This window comes from Thermoflexus hugenholtzii JAD2, from assembly GCF_900187885.1.
Taxonomy (GTDB): Bacteria; Chloroflexota; Anaerolineae; order Thermoflexales; family Thermoflexaceae; genus Thermoflexus; species Thermoflexus hugenholtzii.
The window spans coordinates 345,417-367,977 of record NZ_FYEK01000027.1; the positions used below are offsets into that span (position 1 = coordinate 345,417).

The following is a 22,561-nucleotide window of genomic DNA, read 5'->3' on the forward strand; positions in this document are numbered from 1 at the left end:
AAGCGGAGCGGCGCGATGGATGCGGAGGAGCTGGCGCGTCGTCTGGAGGCGATCCCGCGGGTCCCGCTGCTCGCCGCGCCCACCCCGCTGGAGCCTCTGCCTCGCCTGAGCGCGGCGCTGGGCCGGCCGGTTTACCTCAAACGGGAGGACGCCATCGGGCCGGCGCTGGGGGGCAACAAGGCCCGTCCCCTGGAGTATCTGCTGGCCGACGCCCTCCGCCGGGGCCATCGCCGCGTGGTCACCTACGGCGGCCTGCAGTCCAACCATGCGCGGATCACGGCCGCCGCCGCCCGGCGCCTGGGGCTGGAGCCCCATCTCTTCTACTTCACCCCTCGTCCTCCTCGTCTGAGCGGCAACCTCCTGTTAAACGAGCTGCTCGGAGCCTTTATGCACTTCTTCCCCTTCGGCGGCGGAGGAGGCCCCCGTTCCCTGGCGTGGACGGACTTCCTGGTTCGGGTCTTGGCCCGGCTGTGGGTGGGCCGCCATTACTTCATCCCTGTAGGTGGGCGCTCGGTCCTGGGCGGGCTGGGCTACGTGCGGGCCGCCCTGGAGCTCCACCATCAGGCCCAGGCGCACGGGCTGGGGCCGGCCTGGGTGGTGACGGCGGTGGGGACCGGGGGGACGCTGGCCGGGTTGTGGGCGGGATGGACCCTGCTTCGCTCCCCGCTGCGCCCCCTGGGCATCGACATCGGGGGATTGTGGAAGGACCTCCCGGCCGCCATCGCCCGCCTCGCCGGGCAGATCTGCGCCCGCCTGGGCGAGCCCCACCGGTTCCCGACGACTGAGGTGCCTCTGATCGAGCGGACCTATGCGGGATCGGGTTACGGGGCGCCCTCCCCGGAGGGGAACCGGGTGCTGCGGGAGCTGGCGCGTCTGGAGGGGATCCTGCTGGATCCGGTTTACACGGCGAAGGCCTTCGCTGGGATGCTGGATTTGCTCCAGAAGGGGAAGCTGGGATCCGATGAGCCGATCATCTTCCTGCACACCGGGGGCATCCCCGCGCTGTTCGCCTTTGAGGCCGGCGACCTGGCGGCGTGAGCTTCAATCCGCAGGGGGCAGCAGGGGCATCCGCCAGCGCGGGACAGGGGCGCGGGGGCTTTCGCGGGCGATCAGCATCACGCTGGCGATCATCAGCAGCGCGCCGAGCCACTGAACCAGCGTCAGGCGTTCCCCCAGGAACCCAACGGCCAGCCCCACGGTGACCAGGATCTCCAGCACCGTGAGCAGGGCGGTCTGGACCCCTCCCAAGCGCTTGACGCCGAGGAACATCGTCAGCCGCGAGAGCATCAGCACCCCCGCCATGGCGGCGATGGGGCCCAGGGCGGCCGTCGGGACGGAGGCGCGGGCGTTGCCCATCGCCCAGCCGGCGACCGGGGTGAAGGCGGCCGTGGCCGTCAGGGCGTAGAGGGTGAGGGTCTGGGCGGGCATCTCGTAGAGCACCCGCTGGCTGAGCACTACATGGAGGGCGTAGAGCCCGCTGGAGAGCAGCACCAGGATCACCCCCAGGGGATCCGGCATCCCCTGGAAGCGGCCCAGCAGCAGCCCCACCCCCAGCCCGGCCATCAGGATCCGCACACGAGTCCATCCCGGAACAGGCTCCCCGTTCAGGTGGGTGATCACCGCGACCAGGACGGGATACATGGAGTAGATCAGATGGGCGACCGCGGCGTCCAGCCGGTAAAGGCCCATATAGTAGAAGATCGAGCCCAGGGCGTTGGTGAAGCCCACGGCGAGGCATCCGAGCAGGCCCACCGGATAGATGTAAAGATAGCGGCGCCAGCGAGGATGGATCAGGTAAAGGGCCCATAGGGCCAGGGCGGCGATCCCGCTGCGCAGGATGACCACGGTGGCCGGGTCCGCGCCGTCCCGATAGGCCAGCTTGGCCAGGATCGGCGCCCCGCCCAGCATGATCGCCGAGGCCAGCGCCGCCAGGATCCCTTCCCACGCCATCGTCGCTCTGTCCTCTGAGGAGATCAGACCGCCAGACCGTGCCGCCGCCGGATCGCCTGAACCTGCGCCCACAGCAGCCCCCGCCACGCGATCCCCGTCCGCCATCCCCCCGGGCATGGAGTCCCATCCAGCTCCTCGTGGCCCTTCACCGCTTCGATCCCCAGCCCGAGGTGCTCCAGGAGGAAGGCGATCAGCTCCGCCGTGGCGGTGAGCTGACCCTCCCTCGGGGGTTGCCTCCGGAAGTCCCCGATCAGCCCGATGCTCACGGAGCGCGTCGGATCGGCTCCTGCATGGGAAACCGCCGCCGTCAGGGGATGGATCCGGTAAAGGGTTCCATCTCCGGCCACCAGGAAATGATACGTCGGCCCGGGCAGCCCGAGCCGTTCCGTCTGGAAGGCGACGATCTGCTCCGCCGGGACCGCCGGATCGGTCCCGGTGTGATGGAGGATCAGCTCTCGGATCCGCCAGAGCGGGCGGGGCGGGAAGGGAGCGCGAGAGGGGAGGTCGCGCCAGCCGGGCTCCGGCAGCCCGGGGATCGGCCACCCGGCCTCCTTCAGGATCCGCTGCGCCGCCTCCCGAACGGCCGCGCCGGAAAAGGGGACAGCGCCGGCGGAGGGGAAGAGCTCATCGATCGTCCGGATCTGGGCCGGTCCCAGCCGGAAGCGGATCATCAGCCACGCACACAACCGGGCGACCCGGTCCAGTGGTGTAGGGGCGAGCGGCTGGCCCTCCCGCCATCCGGCGATGGCGAGGCCCACGCTGATGCGTCCGCAGCCACCGGCGTGATCCGTCATCGCCTCCAGCGGGAGGGTCCAGAAAACCCGTCCGTCCGCCGTGAGGTAAAAGTGAAAAGGGAAGCCCAGGCGTCCCTTGTGTTCGATCAGGAACTCCGCCAGGGCCTGTGGGGGCAGATCCCCGGGGATCTCCAGAGGATGCAGGATCAGATACCGGACCCCCTCCAGGGGGCGTCGGGGCCAGGGGGAAGGCTTCCGGCGGGGCAGCAAGGGTTCGATCCACTCCAGGGAGAGGTTCAGGCGCTGGAGGTCCGCATCGGCCCAGGGGCAGGGGGCTGTCGGGACGCGGCCGGGATCCCCTTCCAGGGCGACGTCGAGGGCGTGCACCCAGCCGGCGCCTCCCTCCCATCGGACTCTCCACCATCGGCGGTCGGAGGTCGTCAGCTCGGCGACGCCCCGGCTCCCCGCCGGAAGCTCGGCGAGGGCGGGGGCGGTGGGGGAGGGCGCGAGGCGGAGCGCCGTGGCCCGGCGCAAGGTCAGCCGGACCGGGCCGTCGCGCCGCACCGGGATCTCCTGGGGATCACCCCGGAACGTGAGGGCTTCCCGGGGCACCCAGCCCTTCCGCCCCCGATCCGGCAGGAGCAGGGCCACCCAGCGGCCGTCCGCCGTCCGCTCAACGGCGAAAGCGGCCTGCCCGGTGGGGAGCGCCCGCCCGATGGGTTCGCCTTCCGGCCGATCGCGAAGCGGCATCTCCATCCGGAGGGTGACGCGCGGGTATCGCTGGAGCCCCACATCCCATCGAAGGCGGGCCGTGAGCGCGCGGTCCAGATCGCGCAGCAATCCCGTCTTGCCCTCCATGAACCAGGGATCCACGCGTTGCCAGCGGTAGAGGGCCATGCAGCGGATCGGCGGATGGGCCGGATCCGCGTTCCAGCGGTGGATCTCCGTGTAGGCTTCGGAGATCCAGCCGGTGTCGGCGTCGGGCCAGGGGATGGGCCGGCCGCCCTGATCCCCCATCGAGGCCTCGGTGATGAAGAGGGGGAGATGGCGCAGGTGAGGCGGGATCGCCTCGATGAAGTCCTGATAGGCGCGGAAGCCCCATCGCCGAGCCTCATAGGGCGGGGGGCAGCGGAGGTCCATGGCGAGGGCCTGAGGGTCCGCGCTCTGGCCGGCGACGTGAAGGGCGATCCCGTCCAGGTCCTCCCCCAGGGCCGCGATCAGGTCGTGGAAATAGACGATCCAGTCCCCGGTGGGGTTGCCGGGGTAACGGAGGACGGCGGTGAAGGGGGCCACAGCGGCCGGGATCACCCAATCCTCCTCGTGCCCGGGCTGGTTGCGGATCCACTCCCGGCAGAGCCGGAAGCAGCGGGCGTAGCGCTCCGGCGTGATCCATTCCGCGGCCTCGCAGACGGCGCCGCGGGGGTCGAGGCGAGCGCCGGGCTGTTGCTGGGGGTGGTTGGGCTCGTTCCCGATGATCCAGATATGCGCCCCCGGCGAGGCGGCGACGAAGCGGGCGCAGCGCCGGGCGAAGGCTTCGTAGCGGTCGGAGGAGGGGAGGGTGCCGTTGGGATAGCGGCCGTGGTTGAGGACCACGATCACCCCGAAGCCGGCGTCCGCCCATTCCCGATAGATCGAGCCGCGGCCGCTGGGATCCTCGGGGTCGGCCCCGATGGTCTCCTCGAAGATCACCCAGCCGGTCACGCCCGCGGCGCGGAACCGCTCCCGCCACGGGCCCGGGTCGTGGATGCCGTAAAGATAGACCGGCAGGCTCCGCCCCGCCATCGCAGCCTCCATCCTGGATTTACATCCGCCCGAGCCTTTCGGCAAGCGGCAAAGTGAGAGTGGCCTCCGCTTTACCCGATGCCGGGCGGATCCGGATCTTCCCGAAGGAAGCCGGCCTGCACGTGGAAGCGCCGGACCCGCTCCCGGAAATCGGGCGCGAAGAGCATGGGATCGGTGGTGGTGAGGATGGCCTGTTCCGCATCCTCCAGGGCCCGGAGCAGGTAGCGGCGGCGTTCCTCGTCGAGCTCCGCCATGACCTCATCCAGCAGCAGGAGCGGGCTTTCCCGGAACACGGAGGCCAGCCAGCGGGCCGCGGCGAGCTTGAAGGCCAGGATGGCGGTCCGCTGCTGTCCCCGGGAGCCGTAAAGGCCGATGTCCACGCCATCCACGATGAAGCGCAGGTCATCCCGGTGGGGGCCGACCCGGGTGCTCCCCCGCCGGATATCCGCGGCCCGTTCCCGGAGCAGCGCCTTCCGGAAGATCTCGGCGAGCTCGGCTTCGGCCCATCCCTGACCCCACAGGAGGGTGTCCAGGGCCATCTGCCCCTCGACCTGGGCGGGGTCCAGGCCGGGGATGTAGCGCAGCATGAGGGGCTCCCCGCCGCTGAGAGTCCGATGGATCTCCTCGGCGTAGCCGGCGATGGCGTGCAGGGCGCGGGCCCGCTGGCCCATCAGCGGCGCTCCGTAGCGGGCCACCGATTCGTCCCACAGGTCCAGCTGGCCGGGATCCCCGCCCTCTTCCTGAAGGCGGCGGAGCAGGGCGTTGCGCTGGGCGAGGGCCCGCTGATAGGCGGCCAGGGTCCGGGCGAAGGCGGGGGAGGTCTGGGCGATGAGCAGATCCATCAGCCGCCGTCGTTCGGCGGGGGGTCCGCCCACCACCTCCACATCCTGGGGGGCGAACACCACCACGGCGGCCTGTCCGAAGAGGTCCAGGGCCCGATGGGGGACGCCGTTGATCCGCACCTGTTTGCGGAGGGAGGCGGTCTCCGGGGAGGGGGTTCCCCCTTCGGCGACCAGGGCGATCTCCAGGCGCACGGGGCCGTCCTGGCGCACGAACTCGGCGATCACCCGGGCGAAGGGCATGGGATCCCGCCAGGCAGCCCAGTGAATGAGTTCCCGGTCGCTTCCGGTGCGAAAGGAGTGGCCGGTGGCGGCGTAAGCGATGGCCTCGAGGAGGTTGGTCTTCCCCTGGGCGTTCCCCCCGTAGACCATGATCACCCGCGGCTCGAGACGCCACTCGAGCCGCGCGTAGTTTCGGAACTGGGTCAGGCTGAGAGAGCGGAGCCACATCCCTGGGCTCGTGTTCGGGATCTCAATCTCTCGACGCTTAGGGATATAATCATAGCCGATCCTCGATGAACGGTCCGGGCGCTCCGGAAGTTCGGGAGGTGAAGATGGCGCATGCGGGGAAGGATCCGGCCCTCGAGGCGGGAGCCTCCCGGCCGGCGGCGCGTGGCGTGCCGGCCCTCCGATGGCGGGAACGGGCGTGGGAGCTCCGGCGTCGGATCGAGGCCGGGCTGCCGGTCCTGTTGATCGCTCCCTCGGCCCTGGCGTTGGGGGTCTTCGTTTACGGGTTCATCGGCTGGACGGTCTACGTGTCGATGACCCGCTGGAACGATGTGCTGCCGGATTACACCTTCGTGGGCCTCCGCAATTACGTTGGCCTATTCCAGACCCCTCGCTTCCAGGCGGACATCCGCAACACGGTGGTCTTCACCGTCTTCTTCCTGCTGGGGGCGGTCCTGCTGGGCTTCTTCGCGGCGCTCCTTCTGGATCAGCGGGTGAAAGGGGAGGCGTTCTTCCGCAGCGTCTTCCTGTTCCCGATGGCCATCTCCTTCATCGTGACCGGGATCGCCTGGCAGTGGCTGTTCAACCCGCAGACGGGGATCAACCTCCTGCTCCGGCACTTGGGTTACCCCGGGCCGCTCCCCCGCTGGTTCACGGATCCGACGATCATGTTCGGCGTGAAGGTGGGGGCCATCCAGGCCGGGATCCCGGTGGCCCTGATCCCGGTGGTCATCGCGGCCACCTGGCAGCTCTCCGGGTTCACCATGGCGATGTATCTGGCCGGCCTGCGGGGGATCCCGGAGGAGCTGCGGGAGGCGGCCCGGGTGGATGGAGCGAGCGAGTGGCAGGTCTATCGCCATGTGGTGCTGCCGCTGTTGCGGCCGGTGACCCTGAGCGCCCTGATCGTGCTGGGGCACATCTCCCTGAAGATCTTCGACCTCACGGTGGCCATGACCGGCAGCGGCCCGGGCTTCGCCACGGACATGCCCGCGTATTTCATGTTCGAGACCACCTTCCGGGGGAACCATTTCGCTCAGGGGGCGGCCATCGCCACGCTGATGCTGATCATGGTGGCGGCCCTGATCATCCCGTATCTGCGCTACAGCCTGAGCCGGGAGGCCGAGCTATGAAGGCGGGCCGCGTCCTGATCTACCTGGCCTTGATCGGTCTCACCGTTTTCTATCTGCTGCCGGTCTACGTCCTGTTCCTCACCGGCCTGAAGAGCTTCGCCGAGGCCGACCTCACCCGGATGTGGAACTGGCCGACGCAGCCCTCCCTGGCGGCCTTCGCCAAGGCCTGGGAGAAGCTCTCGCCGAACTTCATGAACAGCGTCTACCTGGTGATCCCCGCCACGCTGATCTCCTCCCTGATCGGCTCCGTCAACGGCTACATCCTCTCCAAATGGCGCTTCCGGGGGTCGGAGATCCTGTTCCCGGCCATCCTCTTCGGGATGTTCATCCCGTATCAGAGCATCCTGATCCCCCTGGTGCGTTTCCTGCAATCCATCGGCCTTTACGGCAGCATCCCCGGCCTCATCCTGGTACACGTGGTGTATGGCATCCCCATCACCTCCCTGATCTTCCGCAACTACTACGCCTCGATCCCTGGGGAGTTGGTGGAGGCGGCGAAGATCGACGGGGCTTCCCTGTTCGGGATCTACCGCTGGGTGATGCTGCCCCTCTCCCAGCCCGGGTTCGCGGTGGTGGCCATCTGGCAGTTCACGCAGATCTGGAACGACTTCCTGTTCGCGGTGACGGTGACGAACAAGCCGGCCCAGCAGCCCATCACGGTGGCCTTGCAGAACCTGGCGGGCAGCCAGATCGTCGAGTGGAACGTCCAGATGGCGGGGGCGTTGCTGGCGGCGCTGCCCACGCTGCTGGTTTACGTTTTCCTGGGCCGCTTCTTCCTGCGGGGGCTTTTGGCTGGGGCGCTGAAGGGATGAACCGGACGGAGGCTCTTTACAAAAAACCCCGGCGGGAGGGCCGGGGTTGCGATGGTGCCCGGGGCGGGATTTGAACCCGCACGGCCTTAGGGGCCAGCGCCCCCTCAAGACGCCGCGTCTGCCTGTTCCGCCACCCGGGCAAGACCACTGTAATTATAATAGGGTGACGGGCGGTTCGACAAGGCCCTGGGATTCCCCTCGGAAGGCTTTCCGGGCGCTTCCCCAGAGGATCCGGGTGGGAGGCGGCCGGTGGTGCGGATCCCCCTAATCGGACGATGCGGACAGGAGGAACGGGATGGCCCTGCACCCTCGACGGGCGAGCCCTGAAGAGCGGAAGGCGCTCCTCCTGATGGAGCGAACGGGCTACATCCCGCTTGAGCTCACCCCCTATTTCGCCTGGCGGATCAGCGAGGAGCGGCGGGAGGAGTATGACCGTCGGGCCATCCGGGTCGATTCCGCTCTGGCCGATTTGTTGAAAAAGCTGCCGGCCCCTTGGCTCGGCGCCATCGCCCGGAATCTGGGCGTGAAGAAGCAGGGGAAGAAGCAGGATTGGATCCCCCGCATCGTTTCCCGTCTGAGGGATCCGAAGCGGCTTCGGGAGATCGTGCGGGGGTTGCCGGTGGACGCCCGCCTGGCTCTGGCCGGGGTCCTGAAGCGGGGCGGCTGGGCGCCCCTTTTGGATCTGGAGCGGGAGTTCGGCGCGATGGCCGGAGACGGGTGGTTCTGGGAAGACGAGCCGCCCTCATCGATCCTGGGGCAACTGCGGGCGCACGGACTGCTCTTCATCGGTCAGGCCCGGGTGGGCCGGCGGCGCCGTCAGGTGGCGGTCATCCCGAAGGACCTCCGGGAGCCCCTGGCGCAGTTGCTTCAGGATCCCGAGGCGCTCCCGCCGGAGGCCCGATCGCGGACGGCGACGACGCGTGCCCTTGAGCGGCTGGCGGCCTTTTATGCCACCCTCGAGCGTCCGCTCCTCCCCCTGGAGGATCTGAACGACTTCCTGCGACAGGTCCACCCCCGGGAGGTCCTGGAGGTGGAGGAGGACGTGGAGGATTTCCTCCTGGGAATGGAGGACCTTGAGATGAAGTCCGCGGATGATGTGGCGGGCCATCATCTGAGCCTCTGGATGAGGCGCTTGAGGTATCTCTACGTCGGTGAGGTGCCCCTGGCCCGCAAGCGCCGGATGCTGAGGACCACGGCGCGGCTTTATCAGTGCCTGGCGGAGCGGGGGCGGGTGATGCGGATCACCGCGGAGCGGATCTCTGAGGCGGTGGCGGAGATCACCGCTCCGACGCGGGATCTCGGGAAGATCCCGTTGCCGCCGCCCCTCGGAGGAGAGTTGTTGCTGCGGCTGCAGGATCCGGAGGGCAACGAATACGAGCTCGTCATGAACGATTACTGGCTGGTAGCTGCTTGCGCCGTGCTGTTCACGGGGGATTGGGACGCAATGGAGGAGGAGGCGGCCTGGGTTCGGGATGGGGCGCGCAAGCGGGAGCGCATCCGGTGGCTGCGCCGGCTGCCGGAATGGGTCTGGCTGGAGCTGCTCACGATATTCGATCCGGAGGAGATCGATCTCATCCGGGAGTGGTTTTACGAGCACGAGATGTCCGAGCTGAGCGCGTGGTGAGGGGGAGCGGCCGCCCGGTGCCCGGGGGAGAGGGGTCCTTCAATCTCCGAGCACCTCCTCCACCCGCACCGCAAAGCCCTCCAGGAGGCCGGACGAGGCCGTCTCCCCCGGCTCCCACTTCCCCCGCAGGACGTAGGCGCCTCGCTGCAGCACATAAACCTCCACCGTCCGCGCCTCGGGATCCACGATCCAGTATTCCGGCACCCCGGCCCGGGCATACTCCTGAAACTTCTCCATTCGATCCACACGGCTCGTGGAAGGGGAAGTGACCTCGATGATCAGATCCGGCACGCCGCAGACCTGTTCGCCGATGCGGTCAGTGTGTGCCTTGAGGAAGAAAAAGATGTCGGGTTCGCGGATTTTCCCGGACCACAGGCGCACCGGCAGCGGGGCGATGCGCACCTCGCCGAGATCGCGCGCCCTTGCGAACTCCCTCAGGCGGACAGCGAGCTCCAGCACCGCGATCTGATGACGGTTCGTGGGATGCGGCGGCACGATCAGCTTCCCCTCCGAGAGCTCCACATAGCGGTGGGTGTCCGGCAGGGCGAAGTAATCCTCCTCCGTCCACTGCCCCGGGGGAGGGAACAGCTCGGCCACAGACGCCTGACGTCGCCTTCGAAGGCCTCCCGATGCCATCGTCTGGCCTCCTCCACACGCCCGGCCCCGATCCGTCGCGGGGAAGAACCCCGCCGGCCGGTTCGGCCTTCCGCAAGGCCCATTATACTGTGAGCGTGGAATCCTCACCCGCATATATGGAGGTCTCCCATGCGCACCTATGCCATCCCACTGGTCCCGGGGCCGACGACGGTCCCAGCGGAGATCCGAGCGGCCTATCAGGAGGATTACGGCTCGGCGGACCTGGAGCCGGAGTATTACGAGCTGTATGCGGAGACGCAGGAGCAGCTGCGGGCCATCCTGGGGACCCGCAACGCGGTGGTGATCATGACCGGGGAGGCCATGGTGGTCCTCTGGGGGGCGCTCCGGAGCACCCTGCGCCCGGGGGATCGGGTGGTGGCGGTGGCCACGGGGGTCTTCGGCCACGGCATCGCCGACATGGCCCGCCGCATCGGCGCTGAGGTGGAGGTGGTGGGGTTCGATTACGACGAGGCAGCGGATCCACAGCGGGTGGAGGAGGCCATCCGACGGGTCCGCCCGAAGATGGTGACCATGGTGCATTGTGAGACCCCCTCTGGGATCCTCAACCCGGTGGCCGAGGTGGGGGCGCTGGTGGATCGCTACGAGGTGCCCCTTTTCTACGTCGACGCGGTCTCCAGCGCCGCGGGGGTCCCCCTGCGGGTGGACGAGTGGCGCATCGATCTGTGTCTGGTGGGCACGCAGAAGTGCCTCTCAGCGCTGCCGGACCTCGGGATCGTGACGGTGAGCGAGCGGGCCTGGGAGATCGTGCGGGAGGTGGACTATGCGGGCTACGATGCCCTGGGCCCCTTCCGCACCGCCCTGGAGGACCGCTGGTTCCCTTACACGCCGTCCTGGCATGCGCTGGCGGCCCTGAATGTAGCGTGTCGGCGGGTGCTGGGGGAGGGGCTGGAGAATGTCTTCCGGCGCCACGAGGAGGTGGCGGCCTACTGCCGGGAGCGGCTGAAAGCGATGGGGCTTCGCCTCTTCCCCCGACGGGAGGAATGGTCTTCGCCCACTGTCACCGCGGTCTACGTCCCGGAGGATCTGCCCTGGCCGGAGCTGGATCGCCGCCTGCGGGCGCGGGGGATGGTCGTGGGCGGGAGCCTGGGGCCGCTGGCGGGGAAGGTGTTCCGCATCGGCCACATGGGCGCCCAGGCGGATCCGGAGCTCGTGCGGCGGGGGATGGACGCGCTGGAGGAGGTCCTGGCCGAGGCCCGGCGGTGAGCGCGGGGCCTCATGGGTCGAGCGAATTCGGCTCGGGGAGGCCTTCGGCCGACGGTCGGCTTTGTGCGTCGAATGAATTCGACCTTGGAAGGCCTTCGGCCGATGGTCGGCCTGCGCCGACCGAGGAGGCGTTTTATGCGTCGGCGGAGGCCGACGCCTGGCGCAAAGCGCCTCAGAAGGCTGATTTCAATCAGCGGGAGAGCCTTCGGCCGATGGTCGGCCTGCGCCGACCGGAAAGGGGATCTTTGCGTCGGCGGAGGCCGACGCTGGGCGCGCAGCGCCTTTGGAGATCGAATTCATTCGACGACACGTAAGCCGTGGGCCCGAAGCCATGCCAGCGCCCGTTCCCGTAGGCGCTCCCGGTTCGAGGGCGTCAGCTCCCAGCATTCGACGCCCGGGCGGCGTTTAAAGGCGTCGGCCCAGGGATGGGGGTGGAGGGTGATGGTGGCGATCAGGGGGCGGGGGCTGGCAGCCGCCTCCTCCAGGGCCTGGCGGAAGGCGACGCTGAACAGCTCCATTTTCCCGATCTCATCCACCAGCACCACCTGCTTCCCCATCAGGGCCTCCCGGATCGCGGCCACGCCCAGGCGGTCCAACGCCTCCAGGTCCACCCCGTAGCGCCCCACCCGGTGCGGGGTGCGCCCCGCCCAGTCCACGTGGGCGAAGACCGCCACGCGGCCGTCGAGGGTGACCAGGCGGAAGCCGAGGCGGCCCTGCGGGCCGCGGATCTCCTCCGTGTAGAACCCCCCGGCCTGTTCCCCTAAGGCGCGGGCGAGCGCTTGGATCAGCGTGGTCTTGCCCACGCCGGGCCGTCCGGTGATCAGCAGGATGGAGCCCATGGGCCTTCTCCTCCCTCGAGGTCCCCCGGAGATCCCGTTCCGCGGCCGCCTCATCCCTCCCCGGTTCGGGGCTGTTGAGGGGACCCCTTCGGATTTTACGCGGGGCGTCGGGGGTCGACCGCATGGGGTGGGAATGGGAAGCGGCCATCCCCCCTTGGTGGGAAGGCAGGCCCTCGAGGGCCCTCGGGTCCCATTCAAGGTGGTCCGCCCGCATAGTCTACCCCGTGCCGCGCGGGCCCCGGATCCGCCCGCCCCGCAGCCGGGCCGCTCCGAACGCCGGGCGGATGTCGTCCGGCGCCCGGCGGTGCGGGGAGAGAGGGGGCGGCGGGCTGCCCGGCTCAGGCGGCGCTCGAGGACGGCGGGTTGGCCCGCGTCGTTCCGTTGTCGCGCGCGCTTCCGGACGCCGTTCCGAACCGGCGGTGCAGGCGGCGCACGCCCAGCCCCACGGCCATGAAGGCCACGCCGGTGATCAGCAGCGCCGCCGGCAGCCCGATTTGGCCGGCGAAATACTCGAAGTTGAGATCCACGAGATACACCAGCAGGAAGAAGGCGCCGCTGTAGAGCAGAACTCGCGATGGCCGGATCAGGCTCCAGCCGATGAGGGTTAGGCTTTGGAGGAGCAACAACGTCTCCCAGAAGGGCTGGGGGCCCTCTAAGCCCATCAGAAAGGCGGGAAGAAGCCAGGACCAGGCTCCGAAGAGGTTGAAGAGCCAGACCAGATCCCCTGCCTGGCGCTGGCGAGCCACCTCGGCGGCCGTCAGGTGGATGACGCCGGCTGTGGCCCATGGGAGATATAAGGGCAGCCGTTGCGCTTGTCCCATCTGGGGATCGAAGACCAGTGTAGAGATGCTGAAGGCTGTCGCCGTGATCAACGTGGCTACAGGCAGCCCCTGGGCGAGTCCGGGCAGGACGAGGAGCGCCAGCACGGCCGGAGGCAGCGCGCCCAGGCTGGCCGCGAGGGCGATCCAGCGCGGATCCTTAGGCTCGGGGGGCTCAGGGCGAGGCGCAAAACGGCTGAGCTCTGGGCGAACGGGAGGAGTTTCGGAGATGGGCCATTCGTTAAGGGTCACCGCGATGGTGAGGGCGGTCATCCATGCGGCCGCCATCCAGCATGCCCGGGCGCCGCGGGTCCGTATCGGGCTGTCCGGGCGGCGCAGCAAGGCGCCTGCGATCCACAGGGTCATGGTGGGGGCGGCCACGATGAGCATCCGGCCCCATGGGGGCAGCGCCTTCCACAGCCCGGCGATGTCCAGATTGGCTACTGTGAGGCAGAGGCTGGTCAGGATGAAGAAGGCGCCGAGGTAGATCAGGAGGTTGCGAAGGGATATGCGTCGCCGTTCGGCCTGCGCTTCGAAGGCGGCGATCGCCTCTGCCTGCTCCGCTGTGATCAGGCCGGCCGCCTGCCACTCCTTGAGACGCCTTTCCAGGTCAGCCATTGCCCGCTCTCCTTTCGGAACAAGGACTAAGGGGTCGGAGGTCGAATTTCCAGCTCTCAATCCGGTTTTCCAATCCCCTGAAAACAGGCCTGGGCGCTGCAAGCCACACGGGGGAATAGCCCGGTCAAAAGGGCGGGCAAAATCAGTCGCAATCTCCTGAAAACGGGTCTCGTCACTGCAAGCGGGATCGCTTTGGCCTCCCCTCCTTTCAGGCGTAGAGGTATCGGTTGCAATCCCCTGAAAACGGGTCTCGTCACTGCAAGATGAGGAGAAAATCTCCGTCCAGCACGCGGTGGAGAGGTCGCAATCCCCTGAAAACGGGTCTCGTCACTGCAAGGATTTAAGTCCGGAGGTGAGAAGAATGGCCCCTCGAAGTCTGGAGTCGCAATCCCCTGAAAACGGGTCTCGTCACTGCAAGGGGGGCATGGACCAGAACTCCCTGGCCCTCCTTCTGGAGGACAAGTCGCAATCCCCTGAAAACGGGTCTCGTCACTGCAAGGTGGGGATGACCTTCACCATCCCCACCCTTCCGACCTACAGGTCGCAATCCCCTGAAAACGGGTCTCGTCACTGCAAGCACTTGTAGTTGGCGAGCGCGGGAGGGGGCGGAAGCTGGGCGTCCTGTCGCAATCCCCTGAAAACGGGTCTCGTCACTGCAAGACTTTCACTGAGGGCCAGCGGAAAGTCGGTCTCTGTTCCGGTCGCAATCCCCTGAAAACGGGTCTCGTCACTGCAAGTCAAAAATGTTGCGCAATATGCCGAACAGGCCAAAGCCATCGTGTCGCAATCCCCTGAAAACGGGTCTCGTCACTGCAAGCCCGCGTCATTCATGAGACCCGCAACTACCACTATCACAGCCACGTCGCAATCCCCTGAAAACGGGTCTCGTCACTGCAAGGCGCTCTCGAAGCCCTAGGGATCAAAATCCCAGAAGAAGAGTCGCAATCCCCTGAAAACGGGTCTCGTCACTGCAAGCGGGTGGTGAGCCACCCGACGGAGCTTTGGAGGGCCAGCGAGGCCGTCGCAATCCCCTGAAAACGGGTCTCGTCACTGCAAGTTGGGTGAACGCTTGGGATACCCAGTGGTCACTGTAATCGCGGCGTCGCAATCCCCTGAAAACGGGTCTCGTCACTGCAAGTTGGTCCATATTGAATGGGAACTCGAGCCCGAAGATTGGTCGCAATCCCCTGAAAACGGGTCTCGTCACTGCAAGGCGTTTTTATCGAACTTCCGTATCGTTCCTATGAGGGAAGCCGGGTCGCAATCCCCTGAAAACGGGTCTCGTCACTGCAAGCCCTCGTGCATACCCCTCCCACGGCGCAGCGTTGGTCCAGTCGCAATCCCCTGAAAACGGGTCTCGTCACTGCAAGGCCATGGCGGCCGGGCTTATCATCGCCCCCTCCCTGCTCGTGGGCGTCGCAATCCCCTGAAAACGGGTCTCGTCACTGCAAGCTCGATCGCTCGAGCATGATCGCGCGCGATCGCAAAATCAGGTCGCAATCCCCTGAAAACGGGTCTCGTCACTGCAAGAGTTTGTGAGCAGCACGCGGTTGATCTTCTGGAGGACCCGGTCGCAATCCCCTGAAAACGGGTCTCGTCACTGCAAGGAGATCCGAAGGGGGTTTTTGGATATGATGATCCGAACCCGAGTCGCAATCCCCTGAAAACGGGTCTCGTCACTGCAAGGAGGAAAGCGACATGGGCGAGACGATCATCATCAAGATCTCCCGTCGCAATCCCCTGAAAACGGGTCTCGTCACTGCAAGCAGCACAGGAGGTGCAATATGTTCGGACAAGCGAAAGAGCAGATCGTCGCAATCCCCTGAAAACGGGTCTCGTCACTGCAAGGTTGGCGACAAGCCACCGCCCCCTGGAGACGGCGAAGACCTGTCGCAATCCCCTGAAAACGGGTCTCGTCACTGCAAGCAAAGCCAGCCGCAAGCCGGTATCTCACCCTTCGGAACTGGTTCGTCGCAATCCCCTGAAAACGGGTCTCGTCACTGCAAGTTGATACGAATCGCCAATTCGGTCTTCCCACTACGGGGACCTGGTGGTCGCAATCCCCTGAAAACGGGTCTCGTCACTGCAAGGTTTACACAGTGCTGAATGCCGTCATCACCGCCGCTCTGTCCGTCGCAATCCCCTGAAAACGGGTCTCGTCACTGCAAGGCTTACACAATGGGGGCGCATGATTACACCTATCAGCGCGTCGCAATCCCCTGAAAACGGGTCTCGTCACTGCAAGGTAAACATGGTCCCCCCGAGCCGGAGCCCGGAAGGATCGCGGGTCGCAATCCCCTGAAAACGGGTCTCGTCACTGCAAGGCTGTTCGCAGCGGCGGAGGGCGAGGGCTGGATCGACAAGGTCGCAATCCCCTGAAAACGGGTCTCGTCACTGCAAGGGCGGCGGAGGGTTTTTCTTTTCTTCCCCACTCTACCGTCTCCTCACCTCTTCCTTCCCCCCCACCTCCACCTGACTTCGGTTCCTATGATAGCGTCCTCTTGCGGATCTGTCAAGCTTCTTTTCCTAGCGTTCTAACCGGCCGCGAATCCCCCCGGGTTTTCGCCCTGATCCGGGATTCGCGGAAAAGGGGCTCTCCCTCGCCTCCCGGACCCACCACATCTGGGTGTGCGCGGCCCGATGAACGCCAGATCTGGCGGCCCCTTTCGGTTTGTTTTAGCAAATTTCCGCGAATCCCCCCGGGTTTTGCGAGGTCGAAGGGATTCGCGGAAGCTTTAGATAATCCACACGTCCGGGTCCTCTCGGAGGGAGGACACGCCGAGGCCCCGGATGCGTCGCTGGCACGCGGCGCACAGCGTATAAATCCGCACCGCGTCTTCACGGGCCTCCACCACCCGGCGGATCCGCTCCTCCAGCCGGTCCACCAGGCGCTCCTCCAGTTCCCCCTCAAACACGCTCTTCTGCACCCGGTCCAGCATCCCCCACAGGACCCGCGATAGGCGCAGCCGCCGCCGATCATCCGGAATGTCATACGCGACCACCAGATAAGGCATCTCCGTCTCCTCCATAAGCCTGCGATGCAGCGGCGAGCGAGCCACCCGCCAGGATCGGACCCCTCACGCTTCCATCCGGAACGGCATATACGGCGACCCGCTCCAGACCGCCCGCACCATCCGCCGGACCTGCTCGTCGAGCCGTTCCCGCCAGGACGGCGCCCCCTCGCCGGGCGAGCGACGCATGAACGCCTCATAGGCCGTCAGATATCGCCGCAGGGCCTCCGGCCGCAGCAGCACCGCTCCATCTTCCTCCCGCTCCTCGAAGTCCTCCGCCCGGAAGGCCCGCCGGTTCACCAGGCTCAGCACCAGCCGGTCCACCACCGCATGTCGGAACTCCTCCACCAGATCCAGGGCCAGGGCCGGGCGCCCCTGCCGCACCTCGTGATAGAACCCGATGTAAGGATCCAGCCCGCAGGCGGCGATCTTGCCGATCATCTCCCCGGTCAGCAGCGCATATCCCAGAGACAGCATGGCGTTCACCGGGTCCCGAGGCGGGCGCCGACGACGGCCCTCGAAACGGAGCTCCCCCCGGACCATCTCCCGGAAGGCCTCGAAGTAGGCCGCGGTGCCGCTCCCCTCGATCCCCCGCAGCGCCTCCAGGTCCGGCGCCGCCCGAGCCTGAGCGATCCGCCGCTCCAGGGCCTGCAGCGGCCGCTCCCAGCCCCGCTCCGGATAGGTGCGGGCGTAGCGCATCAGCAGGCGGCGCGCGTTCTCCAGCTTGGCCGCCACGATTTGCGCGGCGATCTCCCGCCGAAACCCCTCGTTCGTATAGCGCTCAAATTGCCGCAGCCGGAGCAGGGCGTTCCGCGAAAGGATCGGCGTCAGGCGCCCTTTCAACCGCCCCTCCACGGTGAAGAAGCACACTTCGATCCCCTGGGCCAACAACAACCCGATGGCCGGGGTAGTGAGCGACACGCCCCCGAAGACCCACACCCCCTCCACTTTGAAGGCCGGGACGCTGAGGAGAACCTCCTCCCCCTTGCGCACCACCAGGCGGTCCCCCTCGCGCCCCAGGACCGCACCCTGTTCGGTGAGATAAAGCATCGGCATGGCCGGGCCCAAGGAGATCCGATATGGGCGCGCCCCTCCTACTCCTGAGACAGCCGCCCCTGGATGAAGTCCGCGATGGCGGAATACGGATCGTCCCGCGTGTCGATCCGGAGCATCCCCAGGATGCGCGCCAGCCCCTCCACCGGATCGCGGACCTTCCCCTCCCGCCATGGCGCGTAAGCGGCCTGCAGGTCCTCCTCGGAGACGCCTATGAAGTCGTGGCCGATGATGGTGCGATGCCGCCGCTCCACCAGGGGATCCAGCTGGTTCACCCAACGCAGGAGCTCCTGATACCGCCCTCGCTCCCTCTCAGGCACCAGGGGGTGGCCGTCCGCATCCGTCCCGCCCTTCTCGATGGCGAAGGCGAGCAGGGCCTTGTAGGTCGGCCGGGAGATCTGTTGCCAGTCCAGCGGCCGCCCCTCTACCTCCTGCTGCTCCAGGAAGCGCAACAGCGCCGGGTTCCCTCGGATCCCCTCCTCCCAGCGCCGGCGGGTCTCCTCCCGGGCCTTCGGGGCGAGGTCGGTGGGGAGGCCGAGAAGCATCTCCACCAGGTAACGGAGGAGGGCCTCCTGGAACCGGTAGACGCGGCCCAGGAAGTCGGCGTAGCGGCGGCTCCGATAGGCCGCCCGGGCGTTCCAGAACAGCTCCCGCAGCAGCGCCTCCCAGCGACGCTGAGGATCCCCCGGCCCGAGCAGGGGGTCCAGATCGTGCTGGAGCCGTTCCCGGATGAAGGCGCGGGTCGCCGGGTCGCCCTCCGTCATCGCCCGATCCAGCGCCTCCCGGGCCCCCTCGAAGTCGAACTCCATCCGCCGGGCGGCGTAGGCGGCCAGGGCGATCAGGCCCGGCGGGGCCCCGAGGTCTCGCAGGAGCGGCTCGGCGCGGGCGAAATCCCCCTCCCGCAGCCGGTCCCGGACGGCCTCCTCCCGGAAGGCCTGGAGGAGCTGGCGGCCGACCCGCAGCTCGTGGGGTTCTCCGCCGTAGGGGAGATAGAGGGCCCGCAGCCGCTCGCCGTAGCGGCGGATCCCCTGCAGCAGCAGCCCCATGTTGCAGGCCGGGGTGCCGCCCGCCAGGATGACGTAGGCGTGTTGAAATCCTTCCGGGAGCGGGGGCAGGAGGCGCCCGAAGGCCTCGATGGCTTCGTCATACAGGGCGGGGTTGATGCCCTCGATCCGCCGCGCCTCCATCCGGAAGTCCTCCCGGAACCCGGCCTCCCGCAGGCGCTCCGGGAGATGGCGGGCGATGAGCTCGGCGAAATACAGGGTGTCTGAGGAGCGGTGCCGGGGATCGGGCTGGTCGGTGCCGAAGAGGATCACCCGCCAGGGGGGATCGAGGGGATGGCGGGAGAGGAGATAGCGCAGGCACGGCTCCAGGATGGGGAAGCGCAGCCGCGCCGCCTGCCCGGGATCTTCCGCCAGCTCCTGAAGGAGGCGCTCGCCTCCCTCCCGGGCCGGCCGGATCTCCTGATTCTCCCACATCACGTCCCGCGCGCCGATGTTGCACAGGATCAGCAACGCCATAGGCCTCCTCCCTCCGGGAACGCGGCGATGCCGGACGCATCCCGGCCTCATTCTGGGATCAGGCGGATCCATCCCAGGGGCAGGGTGGGCTTTCCGTCCTCGAAGAGCACCCGGCGGGTTTTGGGGAAGGGATCCCCCTTGCCCAGGTGGAAGAGGCGCCGCAGCTGCCGCACCGCCTCCGCGCCCATGGCCTCGGCCGCCGCCTTGCTCCGCCAGCCGCCCCCCCAGCCCAGGTTCAGGTAGACCGCCTGGGGCTCCGCCTCCATCTGGGCCAGCAGGCGACGATAGAAGGCGGTCCATTCCGCCAGGCCCAGGCGCTCCCCGAAGCGGAGCTCCCCCTCGGCGACGTGTCGGGCGAAGGTGTTGCAGGCGCGCGCCCACTCCCGGACCCGCGCCCGCCGCTCCTGCGGCCCCAGGACGTCCCGCTCCAGCAGGAAGGCGTCCTCTTCCACCTCCACCCGCAAGTTGACCCGGTGATGGGGCCGGAGGATCTCCGCGGCGATCTCGAAGGCCTGTTCCGGGTCCGGGACGTGCTCCCCCGGTGCCTTCAGCCAGCTCAGGGTCCCGTTCGGCTCGTGCACCGCCACCCGGATCCGCCCGACGTCCAGGGCGTCGGAGGGGGCGGGCCCGCTGTCGAAGATCCGCAGGCCCCGCAGCGCGTCTTCGTGGGGGTCCTTCCCCATCAGCGCCTGCATCAGGGGGTCGTCGGCGAACTCCCTGACCCGGGCCCTGCGTTGCCGGGCCTCCTCGGCCCTTCGCGCCACCGCCTCCAGCCAGGCCTGGCGCTGGGCGGGGGAGGCCGCCCGCAAGGCGGCGAAGGCCAGGGCGGTGCGGATCGCCCCCTTGAGGGAGGAGCCGGGCAGATACGGCCGCCCGAGGGGGTCGGCGATGTGCTCGCGGATCTCCCGGGGGGGCGGGCCGGACCACGGGCGGACGTAGCGGGCGAGGGGGCGGCGGTCGGCCTCCCCCCAGAACCGCAGCGCCGCTGCCCCCTCCTGGATGTAGCGATCCAGGGCCCGGGGGTCGCGGGCCAGGGCCGCCGCCAGGCGCTCGGGATCGAACCGCCACAGGCGTCCGTCGAGGACGGCGAAATCCGCCGAGCCCAGCCGCTGGCCGCTGCCGATATGCACCGGCGAGAGGAGCTCCACGCGATAGATCCGACGCTCCAGGATCCCCATCGTCTACGCTCCTGTCTCAGCAAGGGCCTCCTTCGAGGCGCCGATCGGGAAGGCGAAGCCGTAGCGGTAGATCGGGTGCGGAAGGGGCTCCGGCGTCTCTCGAGGCGTGACGTCAGCCATCGCCCCCCACAGGCCCCGGGGGTCCCCGGTGAGGAGGGAGCCCTCGGCCAGCATCCGGACGGCCCGTCGGCGGTAGGGCATGGCCAGCCGCCCGCCGATCCAGCCGCTGCGGGTCAGCCACCCGTATCGGGCGGCCTCGCCGAGGAGGGTCTCGAGCTGGTCCCGGGGCGGGTAGACGGGGGCGAGGGTGATGAAGGCGGGGGCCGCCGGGTCGCCGAGGGGGTCGGCGGGCTCGAAGCGGGGCACAAACAGCCCGTGGCCGGCGGTGCGGTCGCCCCCGACGCCGTGGTCGCCCAGCAGCCGGACCGCCGCCCGGAAGCGCTCCGCCTGAGCGGGATCCCGATAGCGGACCCGGAAGAACAGCCCGGCTCCGGCCTCCCGGAAAACCAGGCGCCCGAAATGCCACAGGCTGGAGGCCTGGGTGGGCAGATCCAGGGTCACCCGGGGGATGCGGTGGCGGGCCCAGAAGCGCTCTCCCGTCAGATCCCGCCGCCCGAAGGCCTCCCGCAGCGCCTCCGCCTCCTCCCCGGTCATCCAGACCGTCCCCTCGTGGATCTGGACGCCCTCCTCCAGGAGCTGGCCGCGCAGCATCCGGCGCAGCACCCCTTCGGAGACGAAGGCGATGTCCTTCAGGGGGAAGGGGAGGGCCTCAGCCCGAACCGGCAGGTAGGGCCGCGGGTAGAAGCGGACCGGGCCGGCGAAGGGGAAGGCGGAGGAGATCAGGACCGGCGGCTCCGGGCGGAACCACTCCTCGGCGAGGGCGGGTTCTCCGAACAGCATCGCCCAAGCCACCCCCAGGGCCGCGTAGAGGGTGTCGGCGTGGAGGAGGGGCGAGGTCTCCTCCAGCCCGATCCCCCGCTCCCCGAGGTGGAAGGCGCCGCGGGGCTCCAGGTAGACGATCTCCTCCGTCATCCCTGCTTCCCCTCGAAGGCCGGGATCCGGGCGGCCAGCTCATCGAAGCGGGCGATCATCTCCTCCACCGTGCGCCCCTCGGCCAGCGGGACGGCGGGATGCTTCTGGGGATCCAGGTAATGGGCCACCGGCTTCCACATCACCCGGAGGTCCCGGAAGGCCACGCGGCCGTAGCCCCGGCTGCCGCTGCCGCCCAGGTAGTCGTCCTCCAACAGGCGCATCCCCAGCAGCACCGTGCGGAAGGCCTCGCGGTCGTCGGCGTCGTAGACCGAGAAGAGCAGCTCGACCTCGAAGCGGGCGCCGGCAGGGACGCGCTCCATCTGCCGGGGGTTGGCGGCGGCGGTGAGCACATCGATGGCGGCCTCCGATTTCACCTCGGTGTAGGGGAGATCGGTGTTCACCTCGCTCCAGCGCTTGCGGGCGGGCTGGCCGTTCTCATCGAGGATCTCCAGCTCCTCCAGCAGGCGGGCGTCGCGGACGATGAGGCGGACGGGCTCCAGGGCCCGCTGGCCGGCGACGCCGAAGGCCCGGCAGAGGGGACACGGCCGGCCCCCGCTTCGGTATTCCGCCTCGGTCTCGCACCAGTGGATGCGGATCAGAGGGTTCTTGGAGAGCACTTTCAGGGGCTTGCCCAAGGCCCGGGTCAGGAGAGAGCGCATCTTGCCCTTGAGGGAGGAGCCGGGGACGTAGGGCCGGCCGGTCACCGGGTCGCGGATCACCACGTTCTCCACCCCGCCGATCTCCATCCCGGCGCCCACCCCGCCGATCCGCAGGCCGGTCAGGGCCTGCAGGGTGCCGGCGATTACGATCTTCCCCTGGAGTTGAACGATGTTCCCGCTCATCGCTTATTCTTCTCCTCATAAGCTTTGTGGTAGGTGTGGTAGGCCAGGATGGCCTCGAAGAAGTCGACCATGCGCTGGAACCGATCCTCCAGCATCTTGCGATCGGAGGGATTGCCGCTGAAGACCGCTTCGACAGCCGCGCTCAGCACGTCCTGGAGGCGCTTGCCGCCCTTGCCGGCCCGGGCGCCCATGTAGGCCAGCTTGGGCTTGAGCATGCGGAGGCGGTTGGCGTCGAAGCGCATCTGCAGACGCCTCACCTCGCCGAAGACGTTGCGGATCTGGGAGGGGGACAGCTCCTGCTTCACCAGCTCCTGCCCGATGCGCTCCGCCTCCTCCACGAGGGTCTGGTAGTCCCCTTCGAGGATGATGCGGCGGATGCGTTCTTTTTCGTTCGCCGGCGCCGCGGGGGCCGGGCTGCCCCGGGCGCCTGGAGGAGAGGGACTCCGGTTGCTCATCGCTGCACCTCCTGTCT

General features: G+C 68.2%; 18 protein-coding genes, 1 tRNA gene and 1 CRISPR repeat array. Of the genes, 5 read left to right on the forward strand and 14 right to left on the reverse strand.

Annotated features, from left to right (window positions below; translation table 11 throughout):
- The first annotated feature begins 15 nt into the window (after nucleotides 1-15).
- Entirely contained in the window at nucleotides 16-1,038 is a 1,023-nt protein-coding gene (locus CFB18_RS07730) for a 1-aminocyclopropane-1-carboxylate deaminase/D-cysteine desulfhydrase (protein WP_088571221.1), read from the forward strand.
- A gap of 3 nt (nucleotides 1,039-1,041) precedes the next feature.
- Here the strand turns inward: CFB18_RS07730 and CFB18_RS07735 are convergent, their stop codons facing one another.
- From CFB18_RS07735 to recF, 3 genes are all read right to left on the reverse strand, one after another.
- The gene (locus tag CFB18_RS07735) at nucleotides 1,042-1,950 is read right to left on the reverse strand and encodes a DMT family transporter (protein WP_159461637.1); all 909 of its coding nucleotides are present in this window, start codon (nucleotides 1,948-1,950) and stop codon (nucleotides 1,042-1,044) included.
- Nucleotides 1,951-1,973: 23 nt separating this feature from the next.
- A complete protein-coding gene (locus CFB18_RS07740) occupies nucleotides 1,974-4,466 on the reverse strand; it encodes a peptidoglycan recognition protein family protein (RefSeq protein ID WP_159461638.1) in 2,493 nt (830 codons plus the stop codon).
- A gap of 71 nt (nucleotides 4,467-4,537) precedes the next feature.
- A complete protein-coding gene (recF, locus tag CFB18_RS07745; RefSeq protein ID WP_088571224.1) occupies nucleotides 4,538-5,755 on the reverse strand; it encodes a DNA replication/repair protein RecF in 1,218 nt (405 codons plus the stop codon).
- A 104-nt stretch (nucleotides 5,756-5,859) separates the two neighbouring features.
- Here recF and CFB18_RS07750 point away from each other — a divergent pair, with 104 nt between their 5' ends.
- Both CFB18_RS07750 and CFB18_RS07755 read left to right on the forward strand, forming a co-directional pair.
- Nucleotides 5,860-6,882 carry a carbohydrate ABC transporter permease gene (locus CFB18_RS07750; RefSeq protein WP_088571225.1) on the forward strand — a complete coding sequence of 341 codons (1,023 nt, stop codon included), beginning with the start codon at nucleotides 5,860-5,862 and terminating at the stop codon, nucleotides 6,880-6,882.
- A complete protein-coding gene (locus tag CFB18_RS07755; RefSeq protein WP_088571226.1) occupies nucleotides 6,879-7,694 on the forward strand; it encodes a carbohydrate ABC transporter permease in 816 nt (271 codons plus the stop codon). The genes CFB18_RS07750 and CFB18_RS07755 overlap by 4 nt, the downstream gene beginning before the upstream one ends.
- A 52-nt stretch (nucleotides 7,695-7,746) precedes the next feature.
- Here the strand turns inward: CFB18_RS07755 and CFB18_RS07760 are convergent.
- Nucleotides 7,747-7,834 (reverse strand) — tRNA-Leu (locus tag CFB18_RS07760).
- Nucleotides 7,835-7,989: 155 nt separating this feature from the next.
- On the opposite strand from CFB18_RS07760, the gene CFB18_RS07765 reads away from it, so the two are divergent.
- Entirely contained in the window at nucleotides 7,990-9,318 is a 1,329-nt protein-coding gene (locus CFB18_RS07765; protein WP_088571227.1) for a hypothetical protein, read from the forward strand.
- A gap of 39 nt (nucleotides 9,319-9,357) precedes the next feature.
- Here the strand turns inward: CFB18_RS07765 and CFB18_RS07770 are convergent, their stop codons facing one another.
- Entirely contained in the window at nucleotides 9,358-9,954 is a 597-nt protein-coding gene (locus tag CFB18_RS07770) for a Uma2 family endonuclease (protein WP_088571228.1), read from the reverse strand.
- A gap of 129 nt (nucleotides 9,955-10,083) precedes the next feature.
- On the opposite strand from CFB18_RS07770, the gene CFB18_RS07775 reads away from it, so the two are divergent.
- Nucleotides 10,084-11,178 (forward strand): pyridoxal-phosphate-dependent aminotransferase family protein, encoded by a 1,095-nt coding sequence (locus CFB18_RS07775; protein WP_088571229.1) that lies wholly within the window; start codon nucleotides 10,084-10,086, stop codon nucleotides 11,176-11,178.
- A 296-nt stretch (nucleotides 11,179-11,474) separates the two neighbouring features.
- Here the strand turns inward: CFB18_RS07775 and CFB18_RS15285 are convergent, their stop codons facing one another.
- The 9 genes from CFB18_RS15285 to csm2 form a co-directional block, all read right to left on the reverse strand.
- On the reverse strand, nucleotides 11,475-12,017 hold the full coding sequence (locus CFB18_RS15285) for an NTPase (protein WP_159461639.1): 543 nt from the start codon (nucleotides 12,015-12,017) through the stop codon (nucleotides 11,475-11,477).
- Between the two features lie 338 nt (nucleotides 12,018-12,355).
- A complete protein-coding gene (locus CFB18_RS07785) occupies nucleotides 12,356-13,453 on the reverse strand; it encodes a DUF2157 domain-containing protein (protein WP_088571230.1) in 1,098 nt (365 codons plus the stop codon).
- A gap of 145 nt (nucleotides 13,454-13,598) precedes the next feature.
- A CRISPR array of direct repeats spans nucleotides 13,599-15,854; the repeat unit is 37 nt; unit sequence GTCGCAATCCCCTGAAAACGGGTCTCGTCACTGCAAG.
- A 334-nt stretch (nucleotides 15,855-16,188) separates the two neighbouring features.
- On the reverse strand, nucleotides 16,189-16,467 hold the full coding sequence (gene cas2, locus CFB18_RS07790; RefSeq protein ID WP_159461640.1) for a CRISPR-associated endonuclease Cas2: 279 nt from the start codon (nucleotides 16,465-16,467) through the stop codon (nucleotides 16,189-16,191).
- A 63-nt stretch (nucleotides 16,468-16,530) separates the two neighbouring features.
- Nucleotides 16,531-17,520 (reverse strand): CRISPR-associated endonuclease Cas1, encoded by a 990-nt coding sequence (cas1, locus tag CFB18_RS07795; RefSeq protein WP_159461641.1) that lies wholly within the window; start codon nucleotides 17,518-17,520, stop codon nucleotides 16,531-16,533.
- 38 nt (nucleotides 17,521-17,558) lie between these two features.
- Nucleotides 17,559-19,037 carry a hypothetical protein gene (locus tag CFB18_RS15290; protein WP_159461642.1) on the reverse strand — a complete coding sequence of 493 codons (1,479 nt, stop codon included), beginning with the start codon at nucleotides 19,035-19,037 and terminating at the stop codon, nucleotides 17,559-17,561.
- A 47-nt stretch (nucleotides 19,038-19,084) separates the two neighbouring features.
- A complete protein-coding gene (gene csm5, locus CFB18_RS07800; protein WP_088571233.1) occupies nucleotides 19,085-20,215 on the reverse strand; it encodes a type III-A CRISPR-associated RAMP protein Csm5 in 1,131 nt (376 codons plus the stop codon).
- A gap of 3 nt (nucleotides 20,216-20,218) precedes the next feature.
- Nucleotides 20,219-21,247, reverse strand: coding sequence for a type III-A CRISPR-associated RAMP protein Csm4 (gene csm4, locus CFB18_RS07805; protein WP_088571234.1), 1,029 nt, complete (start codon nucleotides 21,245-21,247; stop codon nucleotides 20,219-20,221).
- Nucleotides 21,244-22,089, reverse strand: coding sequence for a type III-A CRISPR-associated RAMP protein Csm3 (csm3, locus tag CFB18_RS07810; protein WP_088571235.1), 846 nt, complete (start codon nucleotides 22,087-22,089; stop codon nucleotides 21,244-21,246). The genes csm4 and csm3 overlap by 4 nt, the downstream gene beginning before the upstream one ends.
- Complete coding sequence (gene csm2 / locus CFB18_RS07815; RefSeq protein WP_088571236.1) at nucleotides 22,086-22,544, reverse strand: type III-A CRISPR-associated protein Csm2; 459 nt, start codon at nucleotides 22,542-22,544, stop codon at nucleotides 22,086-22,088. The genes csm3 and csm2 overlap by 4 nt, the downstream gene beginning before the upstream one ends.
- Between the last annotated feature and the right edge of the window lie 17 nt (nucleotides 22,545-22,561).